Below are 23,539 nucleotides of genomic sequence, written 5' to 3'. Positions count from 1 at the left end.
TGCGGTGCGAAGGACACGGCGGCGTGACACCTCCGCGAACGCGCGCCGAACACCTCGCGTCGCGGTCGACGTTGGCCACGGGTTCACCTGGAGTACGTGGCGCGGTCACTCTGTGCGGTGACACTAGGTCGGCATGACCGTCTTGTCGTCCCGACCCGCGCAGCCCGTCGATCCCGGCCTGGTGTCGATCGCGCTGGAGATAGCGGGCCGACTCGCCAACGACGCGTCCGACGTGATCATGGCGACCGCCGGGCGCGGCGCGCGACCCGATGACGAGACCTCGCCGTTCGACTGGGTGACCGACACGGACCGGACGTTGGAGCGGCACACGCGGCGGGTGCTGACGGCCGAGTTCCCGCACATCCCGGTGTTCTGCGAGGACACCGACAGCGACGTGGTGAGCGACGCGGAGTTCCGCTGGGTGGTCGACCCGGTCGACGGGACCGCGAACTACGTCGCCGGTGTGCCCTGGTGCGCGTACAGCCTGGCGTTGATCGACCGGTGGGGTCCGGTCGTCGGGGTGGTCGCGGACCCGTACCGGGCCCAGATCTACGCCGCCGCGCGGGGTCGCGGCATGCGGGCGAACGGCACGCCGGTGCGGCTCGGCGACCAGGCGGTGAGCTCCATCGTGTGCACGGAGATGACGCGGACCGGCCCGTGGCCGGGGATGGGCGAGTTCATCTCGCGGGCCGCCGTGGCGGGCACGGGCGTGCGGGTGCTGGGCTCGAAGGCCCTGGCCGTCGCCCAGGTGGCCCTGGGCCACGCCGCCGCCGCCGTCCTGGACAGCTACCACGAGTGGGACGTGGCCGGCGCGGTCGCCCTGGCCGTCGAATCGGGCGCCGCCGTGCTGGACCGGCGGGGCGAGGACGCACCCCTGCCGGTGGACGGCCTGCTCGTCGCCATGCCGGAGGTGGCGGAGGAGGTCCTGGCCTGGTGGCAGGCGTCGTCCACGCCTCGTTAGGCCGTTTGGCGGATCAACGCGCTCTGTGTACAGTCGGTCACGCCAGGCCCAGTAGGGCCTGGAAGTGAACCCGGTTCACCGTCCGGACGGTCGGTTGCCGGGTTTCGCGCTGTTCAGGGCAGCCGGAGCGCGCTGGACGCCTTCGATCAGGGCCGCCACCCGACGCTCTAACCATTGCCCATGTGCGGCAGTTGTTGTTCCAGGACTTCCAGGTGGGTGCGGACCGCGTCCAGGGACGTCTGGTCCAGGAGTCGGAGGGCCACGCGGCCCACCTCGTCCTCGAACGACGTGAAGTCGTGGACGGCGGCGGTCAGGCGGTCGGTCACCGGGTGGGACTGGTCGGCGGCCAGGGCTCGGCCCAGGTCGGCGATCCGGCGCACGTCCGGCAGCTCGGCGGCGAACTGCGCGGCGATCCGCTCCAGCCACGCCCTGGCCGGTGACGCGGGCACGGTGGCCACGGCGGCGCCCACCCGCTGCACGGCCAGCTCACAGCGGCCCACCATCGCCGACCAGCGGTCGTTCACCGGAGTCGGGACGGGGAGCGGGGGTGGTGGGGGTGGCAGCTGGACCGGGGGCCGGGAACGGCGGCGGATGGCTCCGACCACGACGCCGACCACCGTGCCCGGGACGCCTCCCAGGACCACGCCGACGATCCCGGACGCGACCAGGGACGCCAGGAACGGCGCGGAGTCGTCACCGGACGGCACCGCCAAGGTGACCATGAACAGGACCGTCATCAGCGTCGTGCCGATGAGCAGTCCCCAGAGCGCCGACCGTGCCATGGGCACAATGTGCCAGATCAGGCGTCGTAATCCACGGTAACCGCCGAGGTCACGGCAACGGACTGGCAGGTCAGCACGAAACCGGCCTCCACCTCGCGCGGCTCCAGCGCGTAGTTCCGCCGCATCTCCACCTCACCGGACACGACCAGCGCGCGGCACGTCCCGCACACGCCGCCCTTGCACGCGAACGGCAGGTCCGCGCGCACCCGCTGGGCCGCGTCGAGGATCGGCACGTCCGCCGGCAGCGGCACCTCGGTGGTCCGCCCGTCCAGGATCACCGTGGCGGTGGCCGAAGCGGAAGCCGACGGTTCCGCGCGGCGCGGCGGAGGCGGCGGCTCGTCCACGTAGAACAGCTCGTGGTGCACGGCGGACGGGGGGACGCCCAACGCACCCAGCACGTCCTCCGCGTCCCGCACCATCCCGTACGGCCCGCACAGCCACCACGCGTCGACGTCCGCCCACGGCACCACCGTCGAGAACAGCGCCCGCAGCTTCGCCGCGTCCAACCGCCCGCTGAACAGCTCGACGTCCCGCGGCTCCCGCGACAGCACGTGCACCAGCTGGAACCGCGCCGGGTAGCGGTCCTTCAGGTCCGCCAGCTCCTCGGCGAACATCACCGTGTCCGCACGCCGGTTCCCGTACAGCATCGTCACCCGCGCCCCGCCGGCCAGCACCGACGCCGCGATCGACAACGCGGGCGTGATGCCGGACCCGGCCACCACCAGACCGTGGTGCGACCCGCCGGACGGCGTGAAGTTGCCCTGCGGCGGCAGCACCTCCAGCACGTCGCCGCGCTGCAACCGGTCCACCAGCAGCGTGGAGAACAGCCCGCCGTCCACCCGCCGCACCCCGATCCGCAGCGGACCGCCGGCAGGCGCGCAGATCGAGTACGAGCGCCGCTCGTCGCCGTTGCGCAGGGTCACGTACTGCCCTGGGGCGAACGCGAAGTCCGCGGCCAGCGACGGCGGCACCTCGAACGTCACCGCGACGGCGTCCGGGCACAGCTGCTCGACCGACGCGACGGTCAGCTTGTGGAACACCGGCCGTGCCATCAGATCTCCTTCACGTGCTCGAAAGGCTCGGCGCAGTCCGCGCACCGGCGCAGCGCCTTGCACGCCGTGGACCCGAACCGCGACACCTCCGCGGTCCGCGACGACCCGCACCGCGGGCAGGTCACCCGCCGCGACGGCGGCGTCAGGTTCAACGGCACCGGACCGACCGCGCGCGGTCCCAGCCGGGACGGCGGCGCGATGCCCGCCTCCCGCAGCTTGCGCAACCCGGCCTCGCTGATCCAGTCCGTGGTCCACGCGGGCGACAGCGACAGCCGCACGTCCACCGCCGCGTACCCCGCCGCCAGCAACGACCGCCGCAGGTCGGCGGCCATCTCGTCGATCGCCGGGCACCCCGAGTAGGTGGGCGTGATCGTCACCGACACCCGACCGCCGGACTCGGTGACCTCGCGCAGCACGCCGAGGTCGGCCAGCGTCAGCACCGGCAGCTCCGGGTCGCGGACGCGCGCGGCGACTTCGAGGGCGGTGCTCACCACGACGCCCCCGGCAACGACCGGTGCAGGTGCTGCATCTCGGCCAGCAGGTAGCCGAACGCCTCGGTGTGCACGCCGTCGCGCCCGGCCAGCCCGTTGACCCGCGCCGCGGGCACGTCCGCCGGCCGCGCCAGCCCCGCCGCCGCCAGCACCGCGTCCAGCACACCGTCCACTTCGGACCGCAGCTCGGCGGGGTCGACCGCGACACCGGGCAGCCGCAGCTCGACCGGGTGCGGGGTGAACAGCTCGGCCAGGAACGGCCACACCCGCGCCAACCCGGCCCGCATCCGCCGGTGCGACTCCTCGGTGCCGTCGCCGAGCCGCACGACCCACTGGGCGGCGTGGTCGCGGTGGTAGGCCAGCTCCTTCAGGCCCTTCGCCGCCACGGCCGCCAACACCGGGTCGGCGCTCGCCCGCAACCGCGAGTACTGCGCGAGCTTCCACGACGAGAACACCAGCAGCCGCGCCATGGTCGTGGCGAAGTCGCCGCCCGCGAACGGTCCGCACTCGATCTCCGCCAGGTGCACGTTGCGGAAGTCCCGCTCGTCGCGCAGGTACGCCAGCGCGTCCTCGTCCCGGCCCGCGCCCTCGACCTCGCCCGCCCTGGTCAGCAGCATCCGGGACTGGCCGAGCAGGTCGAGCGCGATGTTGGCCAGCGCGACGTCCTCCTCCAGCTCCGGCGCGCGGGAGCACCACTCGGCCAGCCGCTGGGACATGACCAGCGCGTCGTCGCCGAGCATCAGGCAGTACGCGGCCAGGTCGGCGCGGTCGACGTCGGGCACCTCGCGGTCCACCCCGGCCAACGGCTCGGAGAACCCGGTCCCGAACGCCCAGTGCGCGTCCTCGTGGTCGATCAAAGATTCGTACGCGTTGTCAAAGCTCATCGCGTCACCGCACGTTCGTCGGGGGCCGTTGTCACTGTGTTCTGCGGGACACCCGCACCCGGGTCACAGGTGCGGCACGTCCTCGGGGATCTCGTAGAACGTCGGGTGCCGGTAGACCTTGTCCCCGCTCGGCTCGAAGAACGGGTCCTTCTCGTCCGGCGACGACGCGGTGATCGCCGTCGCGGGCACCACCCAGATCGACACGCCCTCGTTGCGCCGGGTGTAGACGTCACGCGCGTTGCGCAGCGCCATCTCGGCGTCCGGCGCGTGCAGCGACCCGACGTGCACGTGGTTCAACCCGCGCTTGCCGCGCACGAACACTTCCCACAGCGGCCACGACGCACTCATGCCACACCTTCCTCGACAGCCGCGTGCTTCGAAGCGTGCGCCGCAGCCGCCGCACGCACCCACTCGCCGTCCTCGTGGGCCTTGCGCCGGTGCTCGACGCGCTGCGCGTTGGTCGGCCCGTTACCGCCGACGACCTGCCAGAACTCGTCCCAGTCGGGCTGGCCGAAGTCGTGGTGCCCGCGCTCGGCGTTCCACCTCAGCTCCGGGTCGGGCAGCGTCACGCCCAGCTTCTCCGCCTGCGGCACGGTCATGTCGACGAACTTCTGCCGCAGCTCGTCATTGGTGTTGCGCTTGATCCGCCACTTCATCGACTGCTCGGTGTTGGACGACTCGGCGTCCGGCGGGCCGAACATCATCAGCGACGGCCACCACCAGCGGTTCACCGACTCCTGCACCATCGCGCGCTGGGCGTCGGTGCCGGACATCATCGTCATCAGCAGCTCGTAGCCCTGCCGCTGGTGGAAGGACTCCTCCTTGCAGATGCGGATCATCGCCCGCGCGTACGGCCCGTAGGACGTGCGGCACAGCGGCACCTGGTTGCAGATCGCGGCGCCGTCGACGAGCCAGCCGATCACGCCGACGTCGGCGTAGGACAGCGTCGGGTAGTTGAAGATCGAGGAGTACTTCTGCCGGCCCGAGATCAGCTTCTCGGTCAGCTCGCCGCGGTCCGCGCCCAGCGTCTCGGTCGCCGCGTACAGGTACAGCCCGTGCCCGGCCTCGTCCTGGACCTTCGCCAGCAGGATCGCCTTGCGGCGCAGCGACGGCGCGCGGCTGATCCAGTTGCCCTCGGGCTGCATGCCGATGATCTCGGAGTGCGCGTGCTGCGCGATCTGCCGGATCAACGTCTTCCGGTAGCCGTCGGGCATCCAGTCGCGCGGCTCGACGCGCTGCTCGGCCGCGACGGTGCGCTCGAACTGCGCCTCCAGGTCCATGCACCCGATGTTACACCTGGAGGCTGATTTACGGCAGAACTGTCACAACCTGCCGTGCTTGCCTCTCCGGGTCACCCACCAGAGCAGCGGCAGCAGCACCGCCCACACCGCGAGCAGGAAGGTGCCGATCGGCAGCAGCGCGAGCACGGCCGTGCGCCCGGCGACCCGCGCCACCTCGGGGTCGGCCGTGTCGTACTCGATGCGCACCAACTGGCCCGGCTCCAACCCCTCCGGGTACAGCAGGCCCTGGGACGGGCTGTGCACCGCGCCGTCCGGCGTGGCGAAGCGCACCACGGTCCGCTGGAACGAGACGGACACCACCTCGGCGGTCGCCTTGCCCAGTCGCTCCTCGATCATCAGGTCGTCGCGCCAGCACGCCGCGAGCAGGATCACCCCGATCAGCGTCACCACCGCGCCCAGCAGCACCAACGCCCGGCTGACCAGGAGCCGGGCCTTGGGGCGGGCACCTGTCCGCACTGCGTCGTCCACCACAACTGAGGAGTCTAGGGCGGCCTCCGCGCCGGATCTCAGCGATGAGTCCATACCCTCGACGCCGTGACCTCAGCTCCTGCCTCGCGGACCCGACAACGGCTGCGCGTGCACACCAGGCGCGTCGCGGGCGACAACCTGCTGGGCGGGCTACCCGCGCCGACCGGTGCGCTGAGTTGGGTGCGGGACGGAACGGGCCTGGTCGGATGGGGTGAGGCGGCCCGGTTCGAGGTGTCGGGACCGGACCGGTTCGCCGCCGCCGACCGCTGGTGGCGCGAGTTCACCGACGACCTCGTCGTGGACGACGAGCTCGGCGTGCCCGGCACCGGACCGGTGGCGTTCGTCAGCATGGCGTTCTCCGACCGACCCGGCCACTCGGTGCTCGTGGTGCCCGAGGTCGTGCTCGGCCGCCGCAACGGGCACAGCTGGCTGACCACGATCGGCGGCGGCGGCAAGCGACGGGTCGAGCCGGTGCGCAAGCCGTCGGAGGTGCGCTACAGCGACGGGCAGGTGTCCGTCACCGGGTACCGCGAGGCCGTGCGCGCGGCGGTCGAGCGGATGCGCGCGGGCGAGCTGGACAAGGTCGTGCTGGCACACGACCTGCTCGCGGTCGCGGACGTCGACATCGACCACCGGTTCGTGCTCGAAGGCCTGGCCCGGCGGTACCCGGAGTGCTGGGTGTACGCCGTGGACGGCCTGATCGGCGCCACGCCCGAGCTGCTGCTGCGGCGCAGCGGGTCCGTGGTCGACTCACGCGTGCTCGCCGGCACGACGTGGCCGCACGACGGCATGTCGGACGACGAGCTGGCCGCCGCGCTGCTGTCGTCGGGCAAGAACCTCGACGAGCACGAGTACGCGGTGGCGTCGCTGGTGCAGACGCTGCAGCCGTTCTGCGACACCATGTCGGTGGAGGGGCCCTCGGTGCTGCGGCTGCCGAACGTCTCGCACCTGTCCAGCGACGTCATCGGCACGCTCAGCGGCACGCCGTCGCTGCTCGCGCTGGGCGAGGCGCTGCACCCCACGGCGGCCGTCGGCGGCACGCCGCGCGCGGACGCCATCGCGATGATCGAGGAGCTGGAGGGCATGGACCGCGGTCGCTACGCGGGCCCCGTCGGCTGGATCGACGGCAACGGCGACGGCGAGCTCGGCATCGCGTTGCGCTGCGCGCAGGTGGACGGCCGCACGGCGCGGCTGTTCGCCGGCTGCGGCCTGGTCGCCGAGTCGGACCCGGACTCCGAGGTCCACGAGGCGCACGCCAAGATGCTGCCCTTTCGGGAAGCCCTCGAAGGCCGATAACCGGGTTATCGCGCTTTCAAGCCCGCCACGAACCCCGACCAGGCGGCGGAACCGACCCACAACGCGCCCGCGCCCGGGTTCTTGGAGTCGCGAACACCGACGCCGTGGTCGGCGGTGATGCGGCACTCCACGCACGCGTCGCTGGCGGGGGCGCTGTAGGTGCTCTTGAACCAGCCCGTGTCACGCGGTGAGTCCGGCATGGTCACCCTCCAGTAGCCGCCTGTGGATCAACTCGATCGTATCCGCGTGGCCACGGGCAAGGCCTTGGACTTTCCTGAACGCCCGCAACAGGTTCGCGGTGTCGACCGGGTCGTCGAAGTACGTGGACGGCCCGTAGATCGTCGGGGCGAACGCGACATTCGGCGCGGTGCCGTCGAAGTCGAGCACGATCAGCCCGCCGCTCGGAACGGGGTTCCTGAGGTCGCCCGACCTCACTACCTGCATGGTGATGTCCGGGTGCTGTTCGGCCAGCTGGAGCAGGTGTTCGAGCTGTTCACGCCTGGTCTCCGCGCTTCCTCCGCCACACTCGACCGCGTCCTCGGTGAAGACGAATTCGAGCTTCTTCGGCTCGTCCGACTCCAAGATCCTCGCCTGTCGGTCCCGGCGGAACGTGTAGCGGGTTTCGACCTCGGTCTCCGACGGCTCCCAGAACACGCCGTTGGCCGAGCTCATCCCGGCGCGGATGTAAGCCGGAGATTGGAGCATGCCCGGGATCACGCCGGAGTCGTAGCAGTAGATCGCCGTGGCGTCCGCTTCCATGTCGGCGAGCCGTTGGAACGAGCCGGGAAGCGTGTCGGTGTACGGCTGCACGTCCTTCGCGCTGCGGCGCAGGCGTTTGCGAGCGCGGGCGCCGAGTTCGAGGACGGTCTCGCGTTCGGCGCCGTGCACGTCGAGGAAGTCGAGCGCCTGCGCGAGCTGCTCGGTGGTGAGCGTGGCGGTGCCGTCCTCGACCTTGCTGATCCGCGAATCGCTCACCCCGACGATCGCGGCGACCTCGGCCTGGGAAGCAGTAAGACCAGGAGGTGCCCGTGATCAGTGCCGGCGGTACCGACGTCGAGGCGTGGGTGAAGGTCGACGACGACTGCGACATCGTCTGCGAGTTGGACGCGGAGGAAGGGGAGGCCCAGTTCAAGTTCGGCGGCAAGCGCTCGTTCGCCCTGGAGCTGATCTTCACCGAGCGGGGCCTGGAGAACCTGAGCCGGACGAGCACGGAAGCGTTGCGCAGGTTGCGATCGGGCGAGGCTTGAAAGGTGGACGCACGCGGGGCCGCCCCCGGGTCGAGGACGGCCCCGCGTGTGACGTTCGACTTGCTCAGTGCTGGTGACCCGCGAGCAGCTCGCGCGTCTCCTGGATCTTCTTGAACGACTTCGGCTCGGTCACGGTCGCGGCACGTGCCGCGAAACCGGCCGCGCCCGGCGCGACCGCCGGCTTGCCCGGCGTGAACAGCCAGGTCTGGAACAGCTCGTCGAGCTGCTTGCCGGACAGCGCCTCGGCGAACGCGATGAACTCGTCCGTCGTCGCGTTGCCGTTGCGCTTCGCCGCCGGCCACTCCCGCAGCAGCTCGAAGAACGCCTCGTCGCCGATCTCGCCGCGCAACGCGTGCACGGTGAGCGCGCCGCGGTCGTACACGGCGCTGTGGAACTGGTTCGACGCGCCCGGGTCACCCGGCAGGACCTGCCAGAACGGGCTGTCGGCCGGGTAGGAGGCGTAGACGAAGTCCGAGTTCTCCTGGACCGTGCCCTCGCCGACGTGCTCGGACCACAGCCACTCCGCGTAGCTGGCGAAGCCCTCGTTCAGCCAGATGTCCTTCCAGCCCTGCACCGACACCGAGTCGCCGAACCACTGGTGCCCGACCTCGTGCGCCACGACGTAGGTGTTCGCGCCGCGGCGGAAGAACGCGGTGTCGTAGGTCGAGCGGGTCTGGTTCTCCAGCGCGAAGCCGATGCCCGGCGTCGCCACGCCGCCCTGCGCCTCGAACGGGTACGGCCCGAACTGCGTCTCGAGGAACTCCGTCACCTCGGGCGTGCGCTCGATGCTGGCCACGGCCGCGCCGTAGTCCGCGCCGAGCCGCTCCGAGTAGGCGTTGAGCACCGGCTGACCGTTCGGCGCGGTCGACTGGCGGATCTCGAACTGGCCGATCGCGATGAACGCCAGGTAGGTGGCCATCGGCTCCAGGCTGCGGTAGCGCCAGCGGGTCCAGCCGTTGATCTGCTGGGCGGTGCCGCCGAACGTGCCGTTGGAGATCACCTCGACGCCGGTGGGCACGGCCACCGAGATGTCGAACTTCGCCTTGTCGGTCGGGTGGTTGTTGCTCGGGAACCACCACGGCGCGATGTCGGGCTGGTCGATGGCCAGCGCGCCGTCCGGCGTCCGCTTCCACGACGTGTAGCCGTCCACGGCGTGCGTGGAGGGCACGTCGGAGTACGTGACGACGACCGTCACGTTCGAGCCCTCGCGCAGCGTGCCGCGCGGGTCGACCACGAGCTCGCCGCCGGACTGCGAGAACGCGGCGACCTTGTTGTTCACCCGGACCGAACTGACCTTCAACAGGAAGTCCAGGTTGAACCGGCTCAGGTCCTGGGTGGTTTTGGCCAGGATCGTCGTGGTGCCGGAAAGGGTGTCGTCACCGGGCCGGTAGTTGAGCCTGATGTCGTAATGGGAAACGTCGTACCCGCCGTTGCCCGCATTCGGGTAGTACGGGTCGCCGATGCCGGGTGCTCCCGGCTCGGCCGCCGTCGCCGTGCCGGCCAGCAGGAGCAGGGACGCCGCGGCGGCGGTACCGAGGGTCAGCTTCGCTCTCAGGGACATGCGGCGAAGCTAGTCGCGGCCACCGGCGGGCTGTACCCCCGTCGGTAGGATTCCCACTATTGGAATGCGGTTGACACGGCGTCCTTCAACCGTCGGTGCAGATCGCGCAATTCGTGGCGTTCAGCCCGGATTTCCACCACCCGGATTCCGCTCGGCCGGTCGAGCGCTCGTCTCAGCTGGTCCGGTGTCGAGGCTTCGGTGTGCGGCACGTGGTGCGCCGCGCACAGCGACTTCAGGTCGACGCCGTGGGGCGTGCCGAAAACGCGTTCGAAGGTCCGCTCGTGCTCTTTCGCGCCCTGCTCCAGCAACGCGAAGATGCCGCCGCCGTCGTCGTTGAGCACGACGACCGTCAGGTCGGGTCGCGGCTCGCCGGGACCGATCAGCAGGCCGTTCGCGTCGTGCAGGAACGTCAGGTCGCCGATCAGGGCGTAGGTCGGGCCGCGGGTGAGCGCGATGCCGGCGGCGGTGGAGACGCTGCCGTCGATGCCTGCCACGCCCCGGTTGGCGTAGGTGCGCACGTCGCGGCGCGGCCCGGCGACCAGGTCGACGTCGCGGACCGGGTTGGACGAGCCGAGGAACAGGTTCGCGCCCGGCGGCAGCGCGGCGACCAAGTCGCGGGCCACGTGCAGGCCGGTCGGCCAGGGCTCCTCCGCCAGCAGGCCGTCCACCACGTCGGCGACCGCCTTGTCCGCGTGCTGCCAGGCGGTGAGCCAGTCGTCGTCCACGTCGTGCTCGCCCAGGACCAGGTCGGTCGACGTGTGCGTGGCGGTGAACTGCGGGTCCGGCCAGTCGAGCTCGTCGGACAGCACGTGCACGACCGGGGTCCGCGCGATGAGCTTGAGCACGCCGCGGGAGAGGGTGGCGCGGCCGACGACGACCACGGCCTGCGGCACGAGGTGGTCGGGCAACCCGCCCGCGTTGAGCAGGAGCGAGCCGTGGCGCAGGCCGTGGCCGGTGGGTTCGGCGACGACCGGCCAACCGGCGCGTTCAGCCAGGTCGGAGAGGTCGTGCTCGGTGTCGCCGACGATCACCAGGGTGCGCGGGCCGAGGTGGTCGGCGACGTGCGTGGAGGTGGTCGTGCGGCGGGCCGCGCGGGTCCACGGCATGTCGAACGGGCGGCCGTCCAGGCTCTCCGGCCAGTCGTCGTCGCCGTCGGGCACCAGCGGCTCGCGGAACGGGACGTTGACGTGCACCGGGCCCTGGTCGCGCGCGGTGGCGACGGCGCGGCACACCAGCGAGCGCCACAGGCCGTTCTGGTTCTCCCGGCGTTCGGCGATGGGGAACTGGAGCGTGTCCAGGCCGAAGACGCGCTGCTGGTCCACGGTCTGGCTGGCGCCCGTGCGGTAGAGCTCGACGGGTCGGTCCGCGGTGAGCGCGATGACGCCGACGCCCGCGTGCCGGGCCTCCAGCACGGCGGGGTGCAGGTTCGCCACGGCGGTGCCGGACGTGCAGGTGACGGCGGTGACCTCGCCGCCGCCCTTGGCCAGGCCGAGGGCGAGGAAGCCCGCGGTGCGCTCGTCCACGCGGACGTGCAGGGTGAGCCGGCCGGCCGCGGCTGCCTCGTGCAGGGCGAAGGACAGCGGCGCGTTGCGCGATCCGGGGCTCAGCACGACGTGCCGGACGTCGTTGCGGATCAGCTCGTCGACGAGCACCCTGGCCTGCGCGGTGGACGGGTTCACCCGCACATTGTCGCTCAGCCCGCGACCAGGTGATTCCACGCGCTGAGCCGGACCGGACCGCCTCTCAGCCGCGGCGCGGGCCTATTGTCCCTGGCGTGGCAGATCAGGACGTTTCCGAGCTGTTCGACCCCGCCCGCTGGAAGGCGGTCGAGGGGTTCGACTTCACCGACATCACCTACCACCGCGCGGTCGACCAGGGCACGGTGCGCATCGCGTTCGACCGGCCCGAGGTGCGCAACGCGTTCCGGCCGCACACGGTCGACGAGCTGTACCGCGCGCTGGACCACGCCCGGATGAGCTCGGACGTCGGGTGCGTCCTGCTCACCGGCAACGGCCCGTCGCCGCGTGACGGCGGCTGGGCCTTCTGCTCGGGCGGCGACCAGCGCATCCGCGGGCGCAGCGGCTACCAGTACGCGTCGGGCGAGACGGCGGAGACCATCGACCCGGCCCGCGCGGGCAGGCTGCACATCCTGGAGTGCCAGCGCCTGATCCGGTTCATGCCGAAGGTCGTCATCGCGGTCGTGCCCGGCTGGGCGGCCGGCGGCGGGCACAGCCTGCACGTGGTGTGCGACCTCACGCTGGCCGGCGCCGAGCACGCGAGGTTCAAGCAGACCGACGCCGACGTCGGCAGCTTCGACGGCGGCTACGGCTCGGCGTACCTGGCCCGGCAGGTCGGCCAGAAGTTCGCCCGCGAGATCTTCTTCCTCGGCCGGACCTACTCCGCCGAGGAAATGCACAGGATGGGCGCGGTGAACGCGGTCGTGCCGCACGCCGAGCTGGAGTCCACGGCGCTGGAGTGGGCCAAGGAGATCAACGGCAAGTCGCCGACGGCGCAGCGGATGCTGAAGTACGCGTTCAACCTGATCGACGACGGCCTGGTCGGGCAGCAGATCTTCGCGGGCGAGACCACGCGCCTGGCGTACATGACCGACGAGGCGGTGGAAGGCCGGGACGCCTTCCTGGAGAAGCGCCCGCCGGACTGGTCCGACTACCCCTACTTCTACTGATGGTCACCCTCGACCAGCTGAGGGCCGCGCTGACCTCCGGCGGCGGCCCGGTGACGGCACAGCCGGGGGACCTGCCGCCGTTGCGCGGTTGGGAGACCGGAGCCGCGCTCGCGGTCACGACGTCGGGCTCCACCGGCGAGCCGAAGACCGTGCTGCTCGGCGCGGACGCGCTCACCACGTCCGCCGAGCTGACCCACGCCCGCCTCGGCGGGCCCGGCCGGTGGCTGCTCGCCCTGCCGACCACGCACATCGCGGGCATCCAGGTGCTGGTGCGGTCGGTCGTGGCGGGCGTCGAGCCGGGCGTGATGGACCTGGCCCCCGGTTTCCGCGCCGCCGACTTCGCCGTGGCGTCCCGGCCGGTGCTGGCCACGCCGGGACGGCACTACACCGCCCTCGTGCCGACGCAGCTGGCCCGCCTGGTGGCTGCCGACGGCCCGGGGCTGGCCGCCGCACGGCAGTTCGACGCCGTGCTGATCGGCGGTGCGGCCACCCCGCCCACCCTCCTCGAACGCTCGCGGCAGCTCGGCGTCCGGGTGGTCACCACCTACGGGATGAGCGAGACGTCCGGCGGCTGCGTCTACGACGGGCTGCCGCTGGACGGCGTGCGCGTGCGGCTGGTCGACGGCCGGATCGAGGTCGGCGGCCCGGTGCTGGCGCTGGGCTACCAGGGCGGCGAGCCGTTCGGCGAGTGGTTCCGCACCGGCGACCTCGGCCGCGTCCGCGCCGACGGCACGGTGGAGGTGCTCGGCCGGGCCGACGACGTGATCATCAGCGGCGGCGAGAACATCGCCCCCACCAGGGTCGAACGGGTGCTGACGGCCCAGCCCGGCGTGCGGGAGGCGTGCGTGGTGGGGCTGGCCGATCCCGAGTGGGGCCAAGTGGTGGCGGCGGCCGTGGTGCCGGAAAATCCGGATGAACCGCCCGACGTGGACGAGCTGTGCGCGGCGGTCGGCGACGTGGTGGGGCGGTTCGCCATGCCGAAGCGGGTCGTGTTCGTGGCGGAGCTGCCGTCGCGCGGACCCGGCAAGGTCGATCGGAGGGCGGTCGCTAGCTCGTTTGGGTGAGTTTCTGTCTTATTAGCAAGATTGTTGGTTGACAGCTAACCACGCCAGGCGATTGGCTCGCAGCGCCGAGGCGCGCGGCCCTGCCGCGGTCACCACCGCACCGCGCGCCCGGACGAGGAGTGCTGCGATGACCAGGCGCTACCTGATACCGCTCGCCGTCGCCACCGTCCTGACCGCCGGGCTCGCGTCGCCCGCCGCGGCCGCGGCCGACGTCGAGTGGCGAGCCGACCTGTCCACAGTGGACGCCGACGACAACGGCGTCACGACGCACGACGGCGCGGTGCGGCTCGACCGCGCCGCACCGACGCCCGCGAGCGCGCGGGCCGCCATCCGCACCGGGTTCCTGCAACTCGAACCGCGGACGTTCGACGCGCCGGTCAACGCCGTCGCCGCGACCGTGAAGAGCAGCGTCCCCGCCGGCGCGGAGGTCGCCGTCGACGTGCGCGGCGCGGTCGGCGACGAGCAGTGGACCGAGTGGGTCGAGGCGCGTCCCGACGCGCCAGCCGTGCTGCCGACCTCCGTCACCACCGTGCAGGTCCGGTTGGCGCTGACGGCCGAGAAGGCGTCGCCCGCCGTGAGCCAGGTGGACCTGCGGGCGTTCACGACGACCGCCGCGTCGGGGGTCGTCGCGCAGGCCGCGGGCCTGTCCTACCGGGTCTACGCGACCCGTGAGGGCCTGGTCGGCGGCACGACCGCGAACGGGCACGTGATCGTCAGCCGGGACCACTTCGTCGCCCTGCCGTCGCGGCGCGGCCTGTCGGCCAAGGGCACCGGCACGTACAGCGTGCGGGTGTGCGCGTCGAACGGCCGCTGCGAGTGGGCGCCGGTGTGGGACGTCGGCCCGTGGAACACCAAGGACGACTACTGGAACCCGTCGGCCACCCGGGAGATGTGGAAGGACCTGCCCCAGGGCAAGCCCGAGGCGCAGGCCGCCTACCAGGACGGCTACAACGGCGGCAAGGACCAGTTCGGCCGCACCGTGGCCAACCCGGCGGGCATCGACCTGGCCGACGGCACGTTCTGGGACGGCCTGAAGCTGACCGACAACGCGTGGGTCACCGTCACCTACCAGTGGACCGGTTCGGGCCCGGCGGGCTTCGTCCGCACCGCGGGCGACCCGCTGAACGTGCGCAGCGGCGCGACGTCGACGGCCTCGCAGGTCGGCTTGGCCGCGAACTACGCGCAGGTGCGGGTCGAGTGCCAGGTCACCGGCCAGTCCGTGACGGGCTCGCAGGGCACCTCGAACATCTGGTTCCGGATCGCGACGGGCAAGTTCGTCGCCCGGGCGTACGTGTCGGGCGTGTCGGGCGCCACCGCCTGCTGATCACGCGACCACCCGGGAGCGGGTCCCCGTTCACCATGTCGGAGGATGTCCGGCATGGCCACAGTCGCCCAGTGGGTATCGGGGACCCGCCCCCGCACGCTGCCGAACTCGATCGCGCCGGTGCTGGTCGGCGCGGGCGCCGCGCACCACATCGACGGCTTCGACCTGACCCGGGCGGCGCTGGCGCTCGTGGTGGCGGTGGCGTTGCAGGTCGGTGTGAACTACGCCAACGACTACTCCGACGGCATCCGGGGAACGGACGCGAACCGCGTCGGCCCGTTCCGGCTGGTCGGCTCGGGTGCGGCCGATCCGCGTGCGGTGCGCACGGCGGCGTTCGCGGCGCTGGGCGTGGCCGCGGTGGCGGGCCTGGTGCTGGTGGTGCTGTCGGGCCGGTACTGGATGGTGGCGTTCGGCGCGGTGTGCATCGCGGCGGCGTGGTTCTACACCGGTGGCCGCAAGCCGTACGGGTACTCGGGTCTCGGCGAGCTGGCCGTGTTCCTGTTCTTCGGGCCGGCGGCGGTGCTCGGCACGCTGTACGTGCAGACCGGCGAGGTCACCGGCATCGGCATCGGCGGCGCGGTCGCCATGGGCGCGTTCTCGACCGGCGTGATGATCGCGAACAGCCTGCGCGACATCCCCACCGACATCCAGGCGGGCAAGCGGACGCTGGCCTCCACCCTGGGCGACCGCGACTCCCGAAGGCTCTACCTCGCCCTGGTCTCGATCCCGTTCCTGATCACGCTGGCGATCGGCCTGCGCGTGCCGCTGGCCCTGATCGGCTTCCTGGCCCTGCCGCTGGTCGTCCTGGGCGCGCGACGGGTGCTGAACGGCAGCAAGGGCCGCGACCTGATCCCCGTGCTGCGCGACACGGGCCTGGCGATGCTGGTGTGGGGCATCGCCGTGCCCGCCGCGCTGGTGCTGGGCTGAGCCCTGGCCCATTCCTGGCCGGTCCTGGACCACCGGGGCGCGCTGCCCGCGCTCCGGGCGCCAGACCGGTCGGGTGCGCGGGCTGAGGCTGTTCGGATCGCTGCGCGCGGGCGTGGTCGCGCCCTCGGTGTGCCCGCGCCAGTGCTCGCCCGCTACCAGGCGTCCTCGGTGAACGTCATCGGCTCGTCGTCGTCACGCGGTGCGGGCTTCGGCGATTCGACGCGTGGTTCCTCGCCGCGGCACAGCGCGGCCAGGGCGTCGCGGTCCGCCTCCAGCGCCGCCTTCACGCCGCGGTCGTCGGCGGCCTCGCCCATGAGCACCTGGCGCCAGCTCAGGTAGCCGCCCGCGATCCGGCGCTGCAACGCCTGCAGCTCCGGCGTCGCCGCGTTCGACTTCGCGTACTGCATCACCCGGCGCACGTCGTCGGCCGACGGCTCGCGCTGCGGGTACCGCAGCTTCGCCGCCTCGCGCATCGCCTTGTCGGCATCGGCGACCGACCTGGCCAGCACGTCCTCCGCCGTGAGCACCTCCGCCGTCCGCCACGCGCTCACCGCACACCCCTTCCCACGCGCCGATCCCCGCTGCGACGCACGGCACGCCCCGCGCGTTCCCATGAAAGCAGGAATCACCGGCCCCACATGCCGGTCGAGCGGAACCTCGCCAACGCGGCCAGGTGCGGTTCCAGGTCCATGCCCTGCGCGGCCACCCACTCGTCGTCGTAGTACGTGTGCGCGTACCGCTCGCCGCCGTCGCACAGCAGCGTCACGACGCTCCCGCGCAACCGCGACGCCCGCATCTCCGCGATCAGCTGGAACGCGCCCCACAGGTTCGTGCCGGTCGACCCGCCCACGCGCCGCCCGAGCACGTCCTCGACGTGCCGGATCGTCGCCACCGACGCCGCGTCCGGCACCTTGATCATCCGGTCGATCACGTTGCCGATGAACGACGGCTCCACCCGCGGTCGCCCGATGCCCTCGATCCGCGACCCGCGCGTCCCGGTCAACGACGGGCTCCCGTCGCGCCACGCGTCGAAGAACACCGAGTGCTCCGGGTCCACCACCGCCAACCGGGTCCGCAGCTTCCGGTAGTGGATGTAGCGGCCGATGGTGGCGCTCGTGCCGCCGGTGCCCGCACCCACCACGACCCACTCCGGCTCGGGCGCGGACTCCAGCGCCATCTGCTGGAACACCGACTCGGCGATGTTGTTGTTGCCGCGCCAGTCCGTCGCCCGCTCGGCGTGCGTGAACTGGTCCATGAAGTGCCCGTTCAGCTCGGCCGCGAGCCGCCGGGACTCGTCGTAGATCGCGCCCGGCTCGTCGACGAAGTGGCACCGCCCGCCCTGGCGCTCGATCAGCGTCACCTTCTCCTGGCTGGTGGAACGGGGCATCACCGCGATGAACGGCAACCCGAGCAGGCGCGCGAAGTACGCCTCCGACACCGCCGTGGAGCCGGACGACGCCTCGATCACGGGCGTGCCGCCGACCACCCAGCCGTTGCAGATCGCGTAGAGGAACAGCGAGCGCGCGAGCCGGTGCTTGAGCGAGCCGGTGGGGTGGGTCGACTCGTCCTTCAAGTACAGGTCGATGCCCCACTCCGGTGGGAGGGGGAAGTGCAGCAGGTGCGTGTCGGCGCTGCGGTTGGCGTCCGCTTCGATGATGCGGACGGCCTCGCACACCCATTCCCTGGTCCGGGAGCTACATCGGTCTACCGAAGTCGTCACGCCGGCACGATAACTTCTGCGACGTGACCTCACTTCCGATCGGCCCACTCCGCGGCAGCCTCCTCGCCGGCGCCGTCGGCGACGCGCTCGGCGGTTCGATCGAGTTCGACCGGATCGACCGCATCCGGGGCCGGTTCGGTCCATCGGGCCTCACCGACTACGCGCCCGCCTACGGCCGGCTCGGCGCGATCACCGACGACACGCAGATGACCCTGTTCACGCTGGAAGGCCTGCTGCTGGCCCGCAAGCGCGGCAGCGACCCGGTGCACGAGGTGCGGGTGGCGTACGCGCGGTGGCTGCGCACGCAGGGCGGCCCGGAGGTCAGACCGGACGGGTGGCTGCTGGACGTGCCCGAGCTGCACGACCTGCGCGCGCCCGGCAACACGTGCCTGACCGCGTTGCGCTCGGGCGTGCTGGGCACGGTGGACGCGCCGATCAACGACTCCAAGGGCTGCGGCGCCGTGATGCGCGCGGCGCCGGTGGCGTTGTGGTCCGACGACGTGCGCGAGGTGTTCGAGCTGGCCGCCGCGACCGGCGCGCTGACCCACGGCCACCCCAGCGGCTACCTGTCCGCGGGCGTGCTGGCCGTGCTCGTGGGGCAGCTGCTGGCGGGCGCGCCGCTGCCGGCCGCGATCGAGGTGGCCCGCGCCGAGCTGATCAGGTGGGACGGCCACGAGGAGCAGCTGGCCCTGCTGGACCTCGCCGTCGAACTGGGCGTCGGCGGCGTGCGGCCGACGCCCGAGGTGATCGAGACGGCGTTGGGCGGCGGGTGGGTCGGTGAGGAGGCGCTGGCGATCGCGGTGCTGACCGCGCTGGCCGCGCGCGACCTGGCCGACGGGCTGCTGCTCGCGGTCAACCACTCCGGGGACAGCGACTCGACCGGCGCGCTGTGCGGGAACCTGCTCGGCGCCCGGGACGGCGTCGAGGCCATCCCGGGGCACTGGCTGGAGGCGCTGGAGCTGCGGGACGTGATCGAGCGCCTGGCCGACGACGCGGCGGTGGCGTTCGCGCGGTGACCGGACGCGCCGCCGCGGACCCGTCCGCTCCGATCAGGACGGCCGGCGCACGAACTGCGGCAGGCGCTGCAGGCCGTACGGGTAGGGCAACGGCCGGCTGCTGACGTCGGTCAGGCGCTCCAGCCGGTCGTCGTCGAGCGACCAGCCGGTGGCGCCGAGGTTGTCCCGGAGCTGCTCCGGCGTCCGGACCCCGATGATCGGGGCGGTCACCCCGGGCCGCTGGAGCAGCCAGCGCAGGGCGACCTGGGACGGCGTCCTCCCGACCTCGGCGGCCACGGTCGAGACCGCCTCCACGACCTGCCAGGTGCCCTCGGTCGCGTCCTCGTGCACCGACTGCCGCCGATCGGCCAGCCTGGTGCCGGCCGGGGCCTCGGTCATCTCGCGGGTGTACTTGCCGGTCAGCCTGCCGCCACCGAGCGGGCTCCACGGGATCAGGCCGAGGCCCTCGTTGCGGCAGATCGGCAGCAGTTCGTGCTCCACGTCGCGGTCGAGCAGGTTGTAGAGCGGCTGCAGGCTGACGAACGGCTCCCAGCCGTGGTGACGGGCGAGGTCGATCGACTTCTGCAGCTGCCAGCCGGTGTAGTTGCTGGCGCCGACGAATCGCACCTTGCCGCTGCCGACCAGTCGGTCGAGGGTGGACAGGGTCTCCTCGATCGGGGTGGCGTCGTCGAAGACGTGGATCTGGTAGAGGTCGACGTAGTCGGTGCCGAGCCGCCGGAGGCTCGCCTCCACGGCCCGCACCAGGTGCTTGCGGCCGGCGCCGTTCACCGGTGCGCCGGCGGCCATCTCCCCGTACGCCTTGGTGGCGATCACCAGGTCGTCGCGGTTCCGCGAGCGCAGCCAGCTGCCGAGGATCTGCTCCGAACCGCCGTGCTGGTAGGTGTCGGCGGTGTCGACGAAGGTGCCGCCGGCGGCGGTGAAGTCGTCGAGGATCCGGTGGGCGGTCGGCTCGTCGGTCTGGCTGCCGAAGGTCATGGTGCCGAGCGCGAGTTCGCTGACCTCGAGCCCGGTTCTTCCGAGGAATCGCCGTTGCACGGGTCGAACAGTGGCACGGGTCGCGGCCGGGGACCGGGCCAATTCCCGGCGGGAATCCCGCGCCGATTCGCCGCCGGGCCGGACCGTCGGGGACGACGGGCGGACCCCGCCTGGTGGACAACTCTTAATCTACATAGGTAGGCTTGAGGCGTGGAACCGCTCGCACGCATCGGAGGCGCCACCGTCGACGTGCTGGAGGTGCTCCTCGGGAGCGACCAGCCGCGCTGGGGCCTGGAGATCATCAAGCTGACCGGGCGCCCGTCCGGCAGCGTCTACCCGCTGCTCGACCGCCTGGAACGGGCCGGGTGGGTCACCTCGTCGTGGGACGACGACAGCGAACGCCGGGGCCCGCGCCGCCGGATGTACGTGCTCACGCCCGAAGGCGCCCAGGAGGCGCTCAAGGTGTGCGCGAAGGCCGCGAGCCGAACGAAGGCCAAGCCCGTCACCCGACCGGAGGTCGCCCGATGAGCAGACTCACGACCCGACTGGCCCTCGCCGTGGTCCGCGCCGCCGCCCTGCGGCTGCGGCGCGAGCAGCGGGACCGCTATCTGGAGCAGTGGCGCGCCGACGTCGAGGGCGCGCGGGAGCTGGGCCTGAACCCGCTCGGCGTGGCGTTCGGCGCGGCCCGCATCGCGAACCGGGAGCGCAAGCCGGTGCTGCTGCCGATCGGCCCGCTGGCGCTGGCCCTGCGGCTGCGCGAGAGCACGAACATCGGCGCCGTGCTGGCCGTGATGGTGCTGGCCAACGTCGGCGGGGCGATCCTGCTGGTGCTGTGAGGCGCTAGGCGGCGTCGCCGCGCAACTGGGCGCGCAGCTTCTCGCGTTCGGCGCGGCGCACCGCCTGCTTCTCCTCGAGGCCCTGCGCGACCCGCTTGCGCAACCCGCCGAACACGAACAGCGACAGCGGCAGGGCCACCACCACGCCCACGGCGAGGGCGACCAGCAGCGGCACGTTCACGAGCACGAGCAGCGCGGTGACCGCGGCGACCATGCCAAGGCGCGCGCCGATGTAGAGCGTCACATCACGACCCAGGTGCACGGTTACCCAGGTTACGCGTCGTCCGCGGGACCGGCCGCCGCGGTGTTCGGACGGCCCTCGAACCGGGTGGACAGCACCACCGTGGTGCGCGTGCGCGCGACGCCCTGGATGCGCCGCAGCCGGCCGAGCGAGCGTTCCAGGTCGTCCACCGTGGCGACCCGCACCTTCACGATGAACGACTCGTCGCCGGCCACCCGGTAGCACGACTCGACCTCGACCAGCTCGGCCAGCGCGACGGCCAACTCGTCGTCGTCCGCGGTGTCGGTGGGGTGGATGCTGACCAGGGCGGTCACGCCGAGGCCGACGGCGCTCGGGTCGACCACCGCGTGGTAGCCGACGATCACGCCGGTGGCTTCCAGCTTGCCGACCCGTTCGTGCACGGCGGAGGCCGAGAGGCCCACCTTGCGCCCCAGGTCGGCGTAGGTGGCCCGGCCGTTCTCCCGCAGCGCGGCGATGATCTGTCGATCAAGAGCGTCCACCGGTCACAGGGTAGGCCCACCGACCTCGATGTCCGAACCGCGCGCTTCGTCCCTTACTACCTCTTTACCATCACCCAAGCGTTCGAGTACCCGATGGGTGGGGTGCCACGATGCGTCCGGTACGTCTGATCGCCATCGGGGAGGATGCCGTGACCGTGACGCAGGGACACCAGGGGGAACGCCTGCTGACACCGGGTGAGGTCGCGAACTTGTTCCGGGTCGACCCGAAGACGGTCACCCGCTGGGCCACCGCCGGTCGGATCGGATCGATCCGCACGCCGGGCGGGCACCGCAGGTTCCGGGAGTCCGAGGTGCAGCAGCTGTTGTCCCAGCTGACCACGGAGGCGACGGAGCCGGTTCGGCACTGACGACGTGCACCTCCGCGACACGGGTAATCTCGTGGCAAAGGAGGTGGCGACCATGCTCTACCTGCTCGCGGTGATCGGTGCGCTCACCATCGCCGTGCTGCTGTGGCGTGCGTTCGGACCGAACCGGGTCGATACCGCCCCCAGTCGTCGGATCGTGGCGCCGGACGACGACCCGGACTTCCTGCGCAAGCTCGGTGAGCAGCGCAAGAAGAAGCCGGACGACGAAGAGTGACAACGGTGGGGCCTCGCACCGAGGCCCCCTCGTCGCGTCAGTTGTTCGGGAAGTCGTCGGCCACGGTGGCGGCGAGCTCCAGCAGCGCGAGCCGGGTGTCCGGTGCGAGCTTGTCCAGCTCGATCTCCGCACCCTCTTCCAGGTGCGTGTCGAACGGGATCCGCACCACGGCGCGGCACCGCTGGGCGAAGTGCGCGGCCAGCTTGTCCAGGTCGACCTTGCCCGAGCCCGGCCGCACCGAGTTGATCACCGCGACGGACTTCGCGACCAGGTCGCGGTAGCCGTGGGCGTCCAGCCAGTCCAGCGTCGCCGCCGAGGTCTGCGCGCCGTCCACCGAGCCTGAGGACACCAGCACCAGCGAGTCGGCCTGGTCCAGCACGCCCTTCATGGCCGAGTGCATCAAGCCGGTGCCGCAGTCGGTGAGCACGATGTTGTAGAAGAGCTCCAGCAGCCCCATCGTGCGCAGGTAGTCGAGGTCGCTGAACGCCTCCGACACCGCCGGGTCCTGCTCCGACGCCAGCACCTCGAGCCGGCTGGGCGACTGCGAGGTGTACGCGCGCACGTCGCTGTACCGGGTGATCTTCGAGGCGTCGCGCAGCAGGTGCCGCACGGTCGCCGTGGTCTCCCTGGGCACCTTCAGCGCCAGCGTGCCGCGGTCGGGGTTGGCGTCCACCGCGATGACCCGGTCGCCGCGCAGCGAGGAGAACGTCGAGCCGAGCGTGGTCGTCGTCGTGGTCTTGCCGACGCCGCCCTTGAGGCTCAGCATGGCGATCTTGTAGCAGCCGCGCAGCGGCTGGTTGATCCGGCCGATCAGCTCACGCCTGCGGACGTCCGCGGGGCTCTCGCCGAAGTTGACCAGACCGCCGGTGACCGAGTGCACGGTCTTGCGCCAGCCGGACTGCGGCTTGCGCTTCGCGCGCTTGATCAACTGCTGCGAGGACACGTCGTTGGCGTTGGCCGCCCGCTGCGGTTGCTGGTGCTGCGGCTGGACGCTCTGCGGGAAGTTGTTGGGGAACCCGCCCTGGTACTGGTGCGGTCCCGACTGGTTCGGTCCCGGCTGGCCGGGGTACGGGCCGGACTGGCCGCCGGAGACCTGGTAGGCGCCCGACTGGCCGCCCGCCACCTGGTAGGCGCCCGACTGCTGCCCGGAGACCTGGTACGCGCCGGACTGCTGGCCCGAGACCTGGTACGGCCCGGACTGCTGACCCGACACGGGGTAGGGGCCCGACTGCTGGCCCTGCACCGGGTACGGCCCGGACTGCTGGCCCTGCGCCGGGAACCCGCCCGACGGGGGGCCGGTCACCGGGCCGGACTGCGCCGGGTCGAGGTAGACGGTCTGGGGGTCGACGTAGTGGGCACCCGATCCCGGCTCGACCTGGTAGCCGCCCGACTGGTTCGGGTTGGGCTGCTGCCCGTCCGCTCCGGTCGACTGCTGCCACGACGGCTCAGGATTCTCGTAGCGACCGGTCACCGCTGGGGTCCTCCCTGAGCGAAGCGGATCGAGACCTCCCCGACCCCACGCGTCCGACGGTAGTCGGCCACCAGTGGTTCCACGACACTGGGTGCTCGCTCCCCCGAGCATCGCGGACGGGGCCGCGAACACCGCG

Annotated in this window: 29 protein-coding genes and 1 pseudogene; 12 read left to right on the top strand and 18 right to left on the bottom strand. The window is 72.0% G+C overall.

Features of this window, described 5'->3' with window-relative positions:
- Nucleotides 1–133: 133 nt before the first annotated feature.
- Nucleotides 134–961, top strand: a complete 828-nt coding sequence (locus ABTZ99_RS27860; RefSeq protein ID WP_498776403.1) for an inositol monophosphatase family protein — start codon at nt 134–136, stop codon at nt 959–961.
- A gap of 167 nt (nt 962–1,128) precedes the next feature.
- Here the strand turns inward: ABTZ99_RS27860 and ABTZ99_RS27855 are convergent, their stop codons facing one another.
- The 7 genes from ABTZ99_RS27855 to ABTZ99_RS27825 form a co-directional block, all read right to left on the bottom strand.
- Nucleotides 1,129–1,743, bottom strand: a complete 615-nt coding sequence (locus tag ABTZ99_RS27855; protein WP_499615231.1) for a hypothetical protein — start codon at nt 1,741–1,743, stop codon at nt 1,129–1,131.
- A gap of 17 nt (nt 1,744–1,760) precedes the next feature.
- Complete coding sequence (paaE, locus tag ABTZ99_RS27850) at nt 1,761–2,795, bottom strand: 1,2-phenylacetyl-CoA epoxidase subunit PaaE (RefSeq protein ID WP_498776399.1); 1,035 nt, start codon at nt 2,793–2,795, stop codon at nt 1,761–1,763.
- Nucleotides 2,795–3,286 carry a 1,2-phenylacetyl-CoA epoxidase subunit PaaD gene (gene paaD, locus ABTZ99_RS27845; RefSeq protein ID WP_498776397.1) on the bottom strand — a complete coding sequence of 164 codons (492 nt, stop codon included), beginning with the start codon at nt 3,284–3,286 and terminating at the stop codon, nt 2,795–2,797. The genes paaE and paaD overlap by 1 nt, the downstream gene beginning before the upstream one ends.
- On the bottom strand, nt 3,283–4,170 hold the full coding sequence (gene paaC / locus ABTZ99_RS27840) for a 1,2-phenylacetyl-CoA epoxidase subunit PaaC (protein ID WP_499615228.1): 888 nt from the start codon (nt 4,168–4,170) through the stop codon (nt 3,283–3,285). The genes paaD and paaC overlap by 4 nt, the downstream gene beginning before the upstream one ends.
- A gap of 63 nt (nt 4,171–4,233) precedes the next feature.
- Nucleotides 4,234–4,518: a 1,2-phenylacetyl-CoA epoxidase subunit PaaB gene (gene paaB / locus ABTZ99_RS27835; RefSeq protein WP_053715320.1), complete on the bottom strand. Its 285-nt coding sequence runs from the start codon at nt 4,516–4,518 to the stop codon at nt 4,234–4,236.
- The gene (paaA, locus tag ABTZ99_RS27830) at nt 4,515–5,450 is read right to left on the bottom strand and encodes a 1,2-phenylacetyl-CoA epoxidase subunit PaaA (protein ID WP_498776393.1); all 936 of its coding nucleotides are present in this window, start codon (nt 5,448–5,450) and stop codon (nt 4,515–4,517) included. The genes paaB and paaA overlap by 4 nt, the downstream gene beginning before the upstream one ends.
- Before the next feature lie 42 nt (nt 5,451–5,492).
- Nucleotides 5,493–5,942 (bottom strand): DUF3592 domain-containing protein, encoded by a 450-nt coding sequence (locus ABTZ99_RS27825; RefSeq protein ID WP_498776391.1) that lies wholly within the window; start codon nt 5,940–5,942, stop codon nt 5,493–5,495.
- A gap of 63 nt (nt 5,943–6,005) precedes the next feature.
- Between ABTZ99_RS27825 and ABTZ99_RS27820 the strand changes: the two genes are divergently transcribed.
- On the top strand, nt 6,006–7,235 hold the full coding sequence (locus ABTZ99_RS27820; protein ID WP_498776389.1) for an isochorismate synthase: 1,230 nt from the start codon (nt 6,006–6,008) through the stop codon (nt 7,233–7,235).
- 5 nt (nt 7,236–7,240) lie between these two features.
- On the opposite strand, the gene ABTZ99_RS27815 is transcribed toward ABTZ99_RS27820, so the two are convergent.
- From ABTZ99_RS27815 to ABTZ99_RS27805, 3 genes and pseudogenes are all read right to left on the bottom strand, one after another.
- Entirely contained in the window at nt 7,241–7,435 is a 195-nt protein-coding gene (locus ABTZ99_RS27815) for a DUF397 domain-containing protein (protein WP_498776387.1), read from the bottom strand.
- Complete coding sequence (locus tag ABTZ99_RS27810; RefSeq protein ID WP_499615275.1) at nt 7,416–8,045, bottom strand: DUF5753 domain-containing protein; 630 nt, start codon at nt 8,043–8,045, stop codon at nt 7,416–7,418. Before ABTZ99_RS27810 ends, ABTZ99_RS27815 begins: the two co-directional genes overlap by 20 nt.
- Nucleotides 8,046–8,111: 66 nt before the next feature.
- Nucleotides 8,112–8,228 (bottom strand): annotated as a pseudogene (locus ABTZ99_RS27805) (helix-turn-helix domain-containing protein); the annotation flags it as partial.
- Between the two features lie 35 nt (nt 8,229–8,263).
- Here ABTZ99_RS27805 and ABTZ99_RS27800 point away from each other — a divergent pair.
- Nucleotides 8,264–8,482 carry a hypothetical protein gene (locus ABTZ99_RS27800; protein WP_498776383.1) on the top strand — a complete coding sequence of 73 codons (219 nt, stop codon included), beginning with the start codon at nt 8,264–8,266 and terminating at the stop codon, nt 8,480–8,482.
- Between the two features lie 64 nt (nt 8,483–8,546).
- Here ABTZ99_RS27800 and ABTZ99_RS27795 read toward each other — a convergent pair whose 3' ends face one another.
- Complete coding sequence (locus ABTZ99_RS27795; protein WP_498776381.1) at nt 8,547–10,043, bottom strand: M1 family metallopeptidase; 1,497 nt, start codon at nt 10,041–10,043, stop codon at nt 8,547–8,549.
- A gap of 56 nt (nt 10,044–10,099) precedes the next feature.
- Nucleotides 10,100–11,722: a 2-succinyl-5-enolpyruvyl-6-hydroxy-3-cyclohexene-1-carboxylic-acid synthase gene (gene menD / locus ABTZ99_RS27790; protein WP_498776379.1), complete on the bottom strand. Its 1,623-nt coding sequence runs from the start codon at nt 11,720–11,722 to the stop codon at nt 10,100–10,102.
- Nucleotides 11,723–11,817: 95 nt separating this feature from the next.
- Between menD and ABTZ99_RS27785 the strand changes: the two genes are divergently transcribed.
- From ABTZ99_RS27785 to ABTZ99_RS27770, 4 genes are all read left to right on the top strand, one after another.
- Complete coding sequence (locus tag ABTZ99_RS27785; RefSeq protein ID WP_498776377.1) at nt 11,818–12,729, top strand: 1,4-dihydroxy-2-naphthoyl-CoA synthase; 912 nt, start codon at nt 11,818–11,820, stop codon at nt 12,727–12,729.
- Nucleotides 12,729–13,793 (top strand): o-succinylbenzoate--CoA ligase, encoded by a 1,065-nt coding sequence (gene menE / locus ABTZ99_RS27780; RefSeq protein ID WP_499615221.1) that lies wholly within the window; start codon nt 12,729–12,731, stop codon nt 13,791–13,793. Before ABTZ99_RS27785 ends, menE begins: the two co-directional genes overlap by 1 nt.
- Before the next feature lie 127 nt (nt 13,794–13,920).
- The gene (locus ABTZ99_RS27775) at nt 13,921–15,117 is read left to right on the top strand and encodes a DUF8814 domain-containing protein (RefSeq protein WP_498776373.1); all 1,197 of its coding nucleotides are present in this window, start codon (nt 13,921–13,923) and stop codon (nt 15,115–15,117) included.
- 54 nt (nt 15,118–15,171) lie between these two features.
- Complete coding sequence (locus tag ABTZ99_RS27770; RefSeq protein WP_498776371.1) at nt 15,172–16,044, top strand: 1,4-dihydroxy-2-naphthoate polyprenyltransferase; 873 nt, start codon at nt 15,172–15,174, stop codon at nt 16,042–16,044.
- 152 nt (nt 16,045–16,196) lie between these two features.
- Here ABTZ99_RS27770 and ABTZ99_RS27765 read toward each other — a convergent pair whose 3' ends face one another.
- Together ABTZ99_RS27765 and cds1 are read right to left on the bottom strand one after the other, a co-directional pair.
- Entirely contained in the window at nt 16,197–16,595 is a 399-nt protein-coding gene (locus tag ABTZ99_RS27765; protein WP_499615218.1) for a hypothetical protein, read from the bottom strand.
- Nucleotides 16,596–16,669: 74 nt separating this feature from the next.
- The gene (gene cds1 / locus ABTZ99_RS27760) at nt 16,670–17,719 is read right to left on the bottom strand and encodes an L-cysteine desulfhydrase Cds1 (protein WP_498776367.1); all 1,050 of its coding nucleotides are present in this window, start codon (nt 17,717–17,719) and stop codon (nt 16,670–16,672) included.
- Between the two features lie 68 nt (nt 17,720–17,787).
- On the opposite strand from cds1, the gene ABTZ99_RS27755 reads away from it, so the two are divergent.
- Nucleotides 17,788–18,780: an ADP-ribosylglycohydrolase family protein gene (locus tag ABTZ99_RS27755; RefSeq protein ID WP_498776365.1), complete on the top strand. Its 993-nt coding sequence runs from the start codon at nt 17,788–17,790 to the stop codon at nt 18,778–18,780.
- A gap of 33 nt (nt 18,781–18,813) precedes the next feature.
- Here ABTZ99_RS27755 and ABTZ99_RS27750 read toward each other — a convergent pair whose 3' ends face one another.
- Nucleotides 18,814–19,815 (bottom strand): aldo/keto reductase, encoded by a 1,002-nt coding sequence (locus ABTZ99_RS27750; RefSeq protein ID WP_499615215.1) that lies wholly within the window; start codon nt 19,813–19,815, stop codon nt 18,814–18,816.
- A gap of 150 nt (nt 19,816–19,965) precedes the next feature.
- Between ABTZ99_RS27750 and ABTZ99_RS27745 the strand changes: the two genes are divergently transcribed.
- Together ABTZ99_RS27745 and ABTZ99_RS27740 are read left to right on the top strand one after the other, a co-directional pair.
- Nucleotides 19,966–20,283 (top strand): PadR family transcriptional regulator, encoded by a 318-nt coding sequence (locus ABTZ99_RS27745; protein WP_498776361.1) that lies wholly within the window; start codon nt 19,966–19,968, stop codon nt 20,281–20,283.
- Nucleotides 20,280–20,591 (top strand): hypothetical protein, encoded by a 312-nt coding sequence (locus ABTZ99_RS27740; RefSeq protein WP_499615211.1) that lies wholly within the window; start codon nt 20,280–20,282, stop codon nt 20,589–20,591. Before ABTZ99_RS27745 ends, ABTZ99_RS27740 begins: the two co-directional genes overlap by 4 nt.
- A gap of 4 nt (nt 20,592–20,595) precedes the next feature.
- Here ABTZ99_RS27740 and ABTZ99_RS27735 read toward each other — a convergent pair whose 3' ends face one another.
- Nucleotides 20,596–20,853: a DUF4229 domain-containing protein gene (locus ABTZ99_RS27735; RefSeq protein ID WP_498776357.1), complete on the bottom strand. Its 258-nt coding sequence runs from the start codon at nt 20,851–20,853 to the stop codon at nt 20,596–20,598.
- Nucleotides 20,854–20,864: 11 nt separating this feature from the next.
- Nucleotides 20,865–21,332, bottom strand: a complete 468-nt coding sequence (locus ABTZ99_RS27730; protein ID WP_073886017.1) for an Lrp/AsnC family transcriptional regulator — start codon at nt 21,330–21,332, stop codon at nt 20,865–20,867.
- A 149-nt stretch (nt 21,333–21,481) separates the two neighbouring features.
- Here ABTZ99_RS27730 and ABTZ99_RS27725 point away from each other — a divergent pair, with 149 nt between their 5' ends.
- Complete coding sequence (locus ABTZ99_RS27725; protein ID WP_241828460.1) at nt 21,482–21,700, top strand: BldC family transcriptional regulator; 219 nt, start codon at nt 21,482–21,484, stop codon at nt 21,698–21,700.
- A gap of 52 nt (nt 21,701–21,752) precedes the next feature.
- Complete coding sequence (locus tag ABTZ99_RS27720) at nt 21,753–21,932, top strand: hypothetical protein (RefSeq protein ID WP_053715371.1); 180 nt, start codon at nt 21,753–21,755, stop codon at nt 21,930–21,932.
- 37 nt (nt 21,933–21,969) lie between these two features.
- On the opposite strand, the gene ABTZ99_RS27715 is transcribed toward ABTZ99_RS27720, so the two are convergent.
- Nucleotides 21,970–23,403: a MinD/ParA family ATP-binding protein gene (locus ABTZ99_RS27715; protein WP_498776354.1), complete on the bottom strand. Its 1,434-nt coding sequence runs from the start codon at nt 23,401–23,403 to the stop codon at nt 21,970–21,972.
- Nucleotides 23,404–23,539 lie beyond the last annotated feature (136 nt).

The organism is Actinosynnema sp. NPDC002837, assembly GCF_040295345.1.
In the GTDB taxonomy this organism is placed as follows: Bacteria; Actinomycetota; Actinomycetes; order Mycobacteriales; family Pseudonocardiaceae; genus Actinosynnema.
The sequence above is the reverse complement of the archived record's forward strand: the minus strand, read 5'-3'. Positions and strand labels throughout refer to the sequence as shown.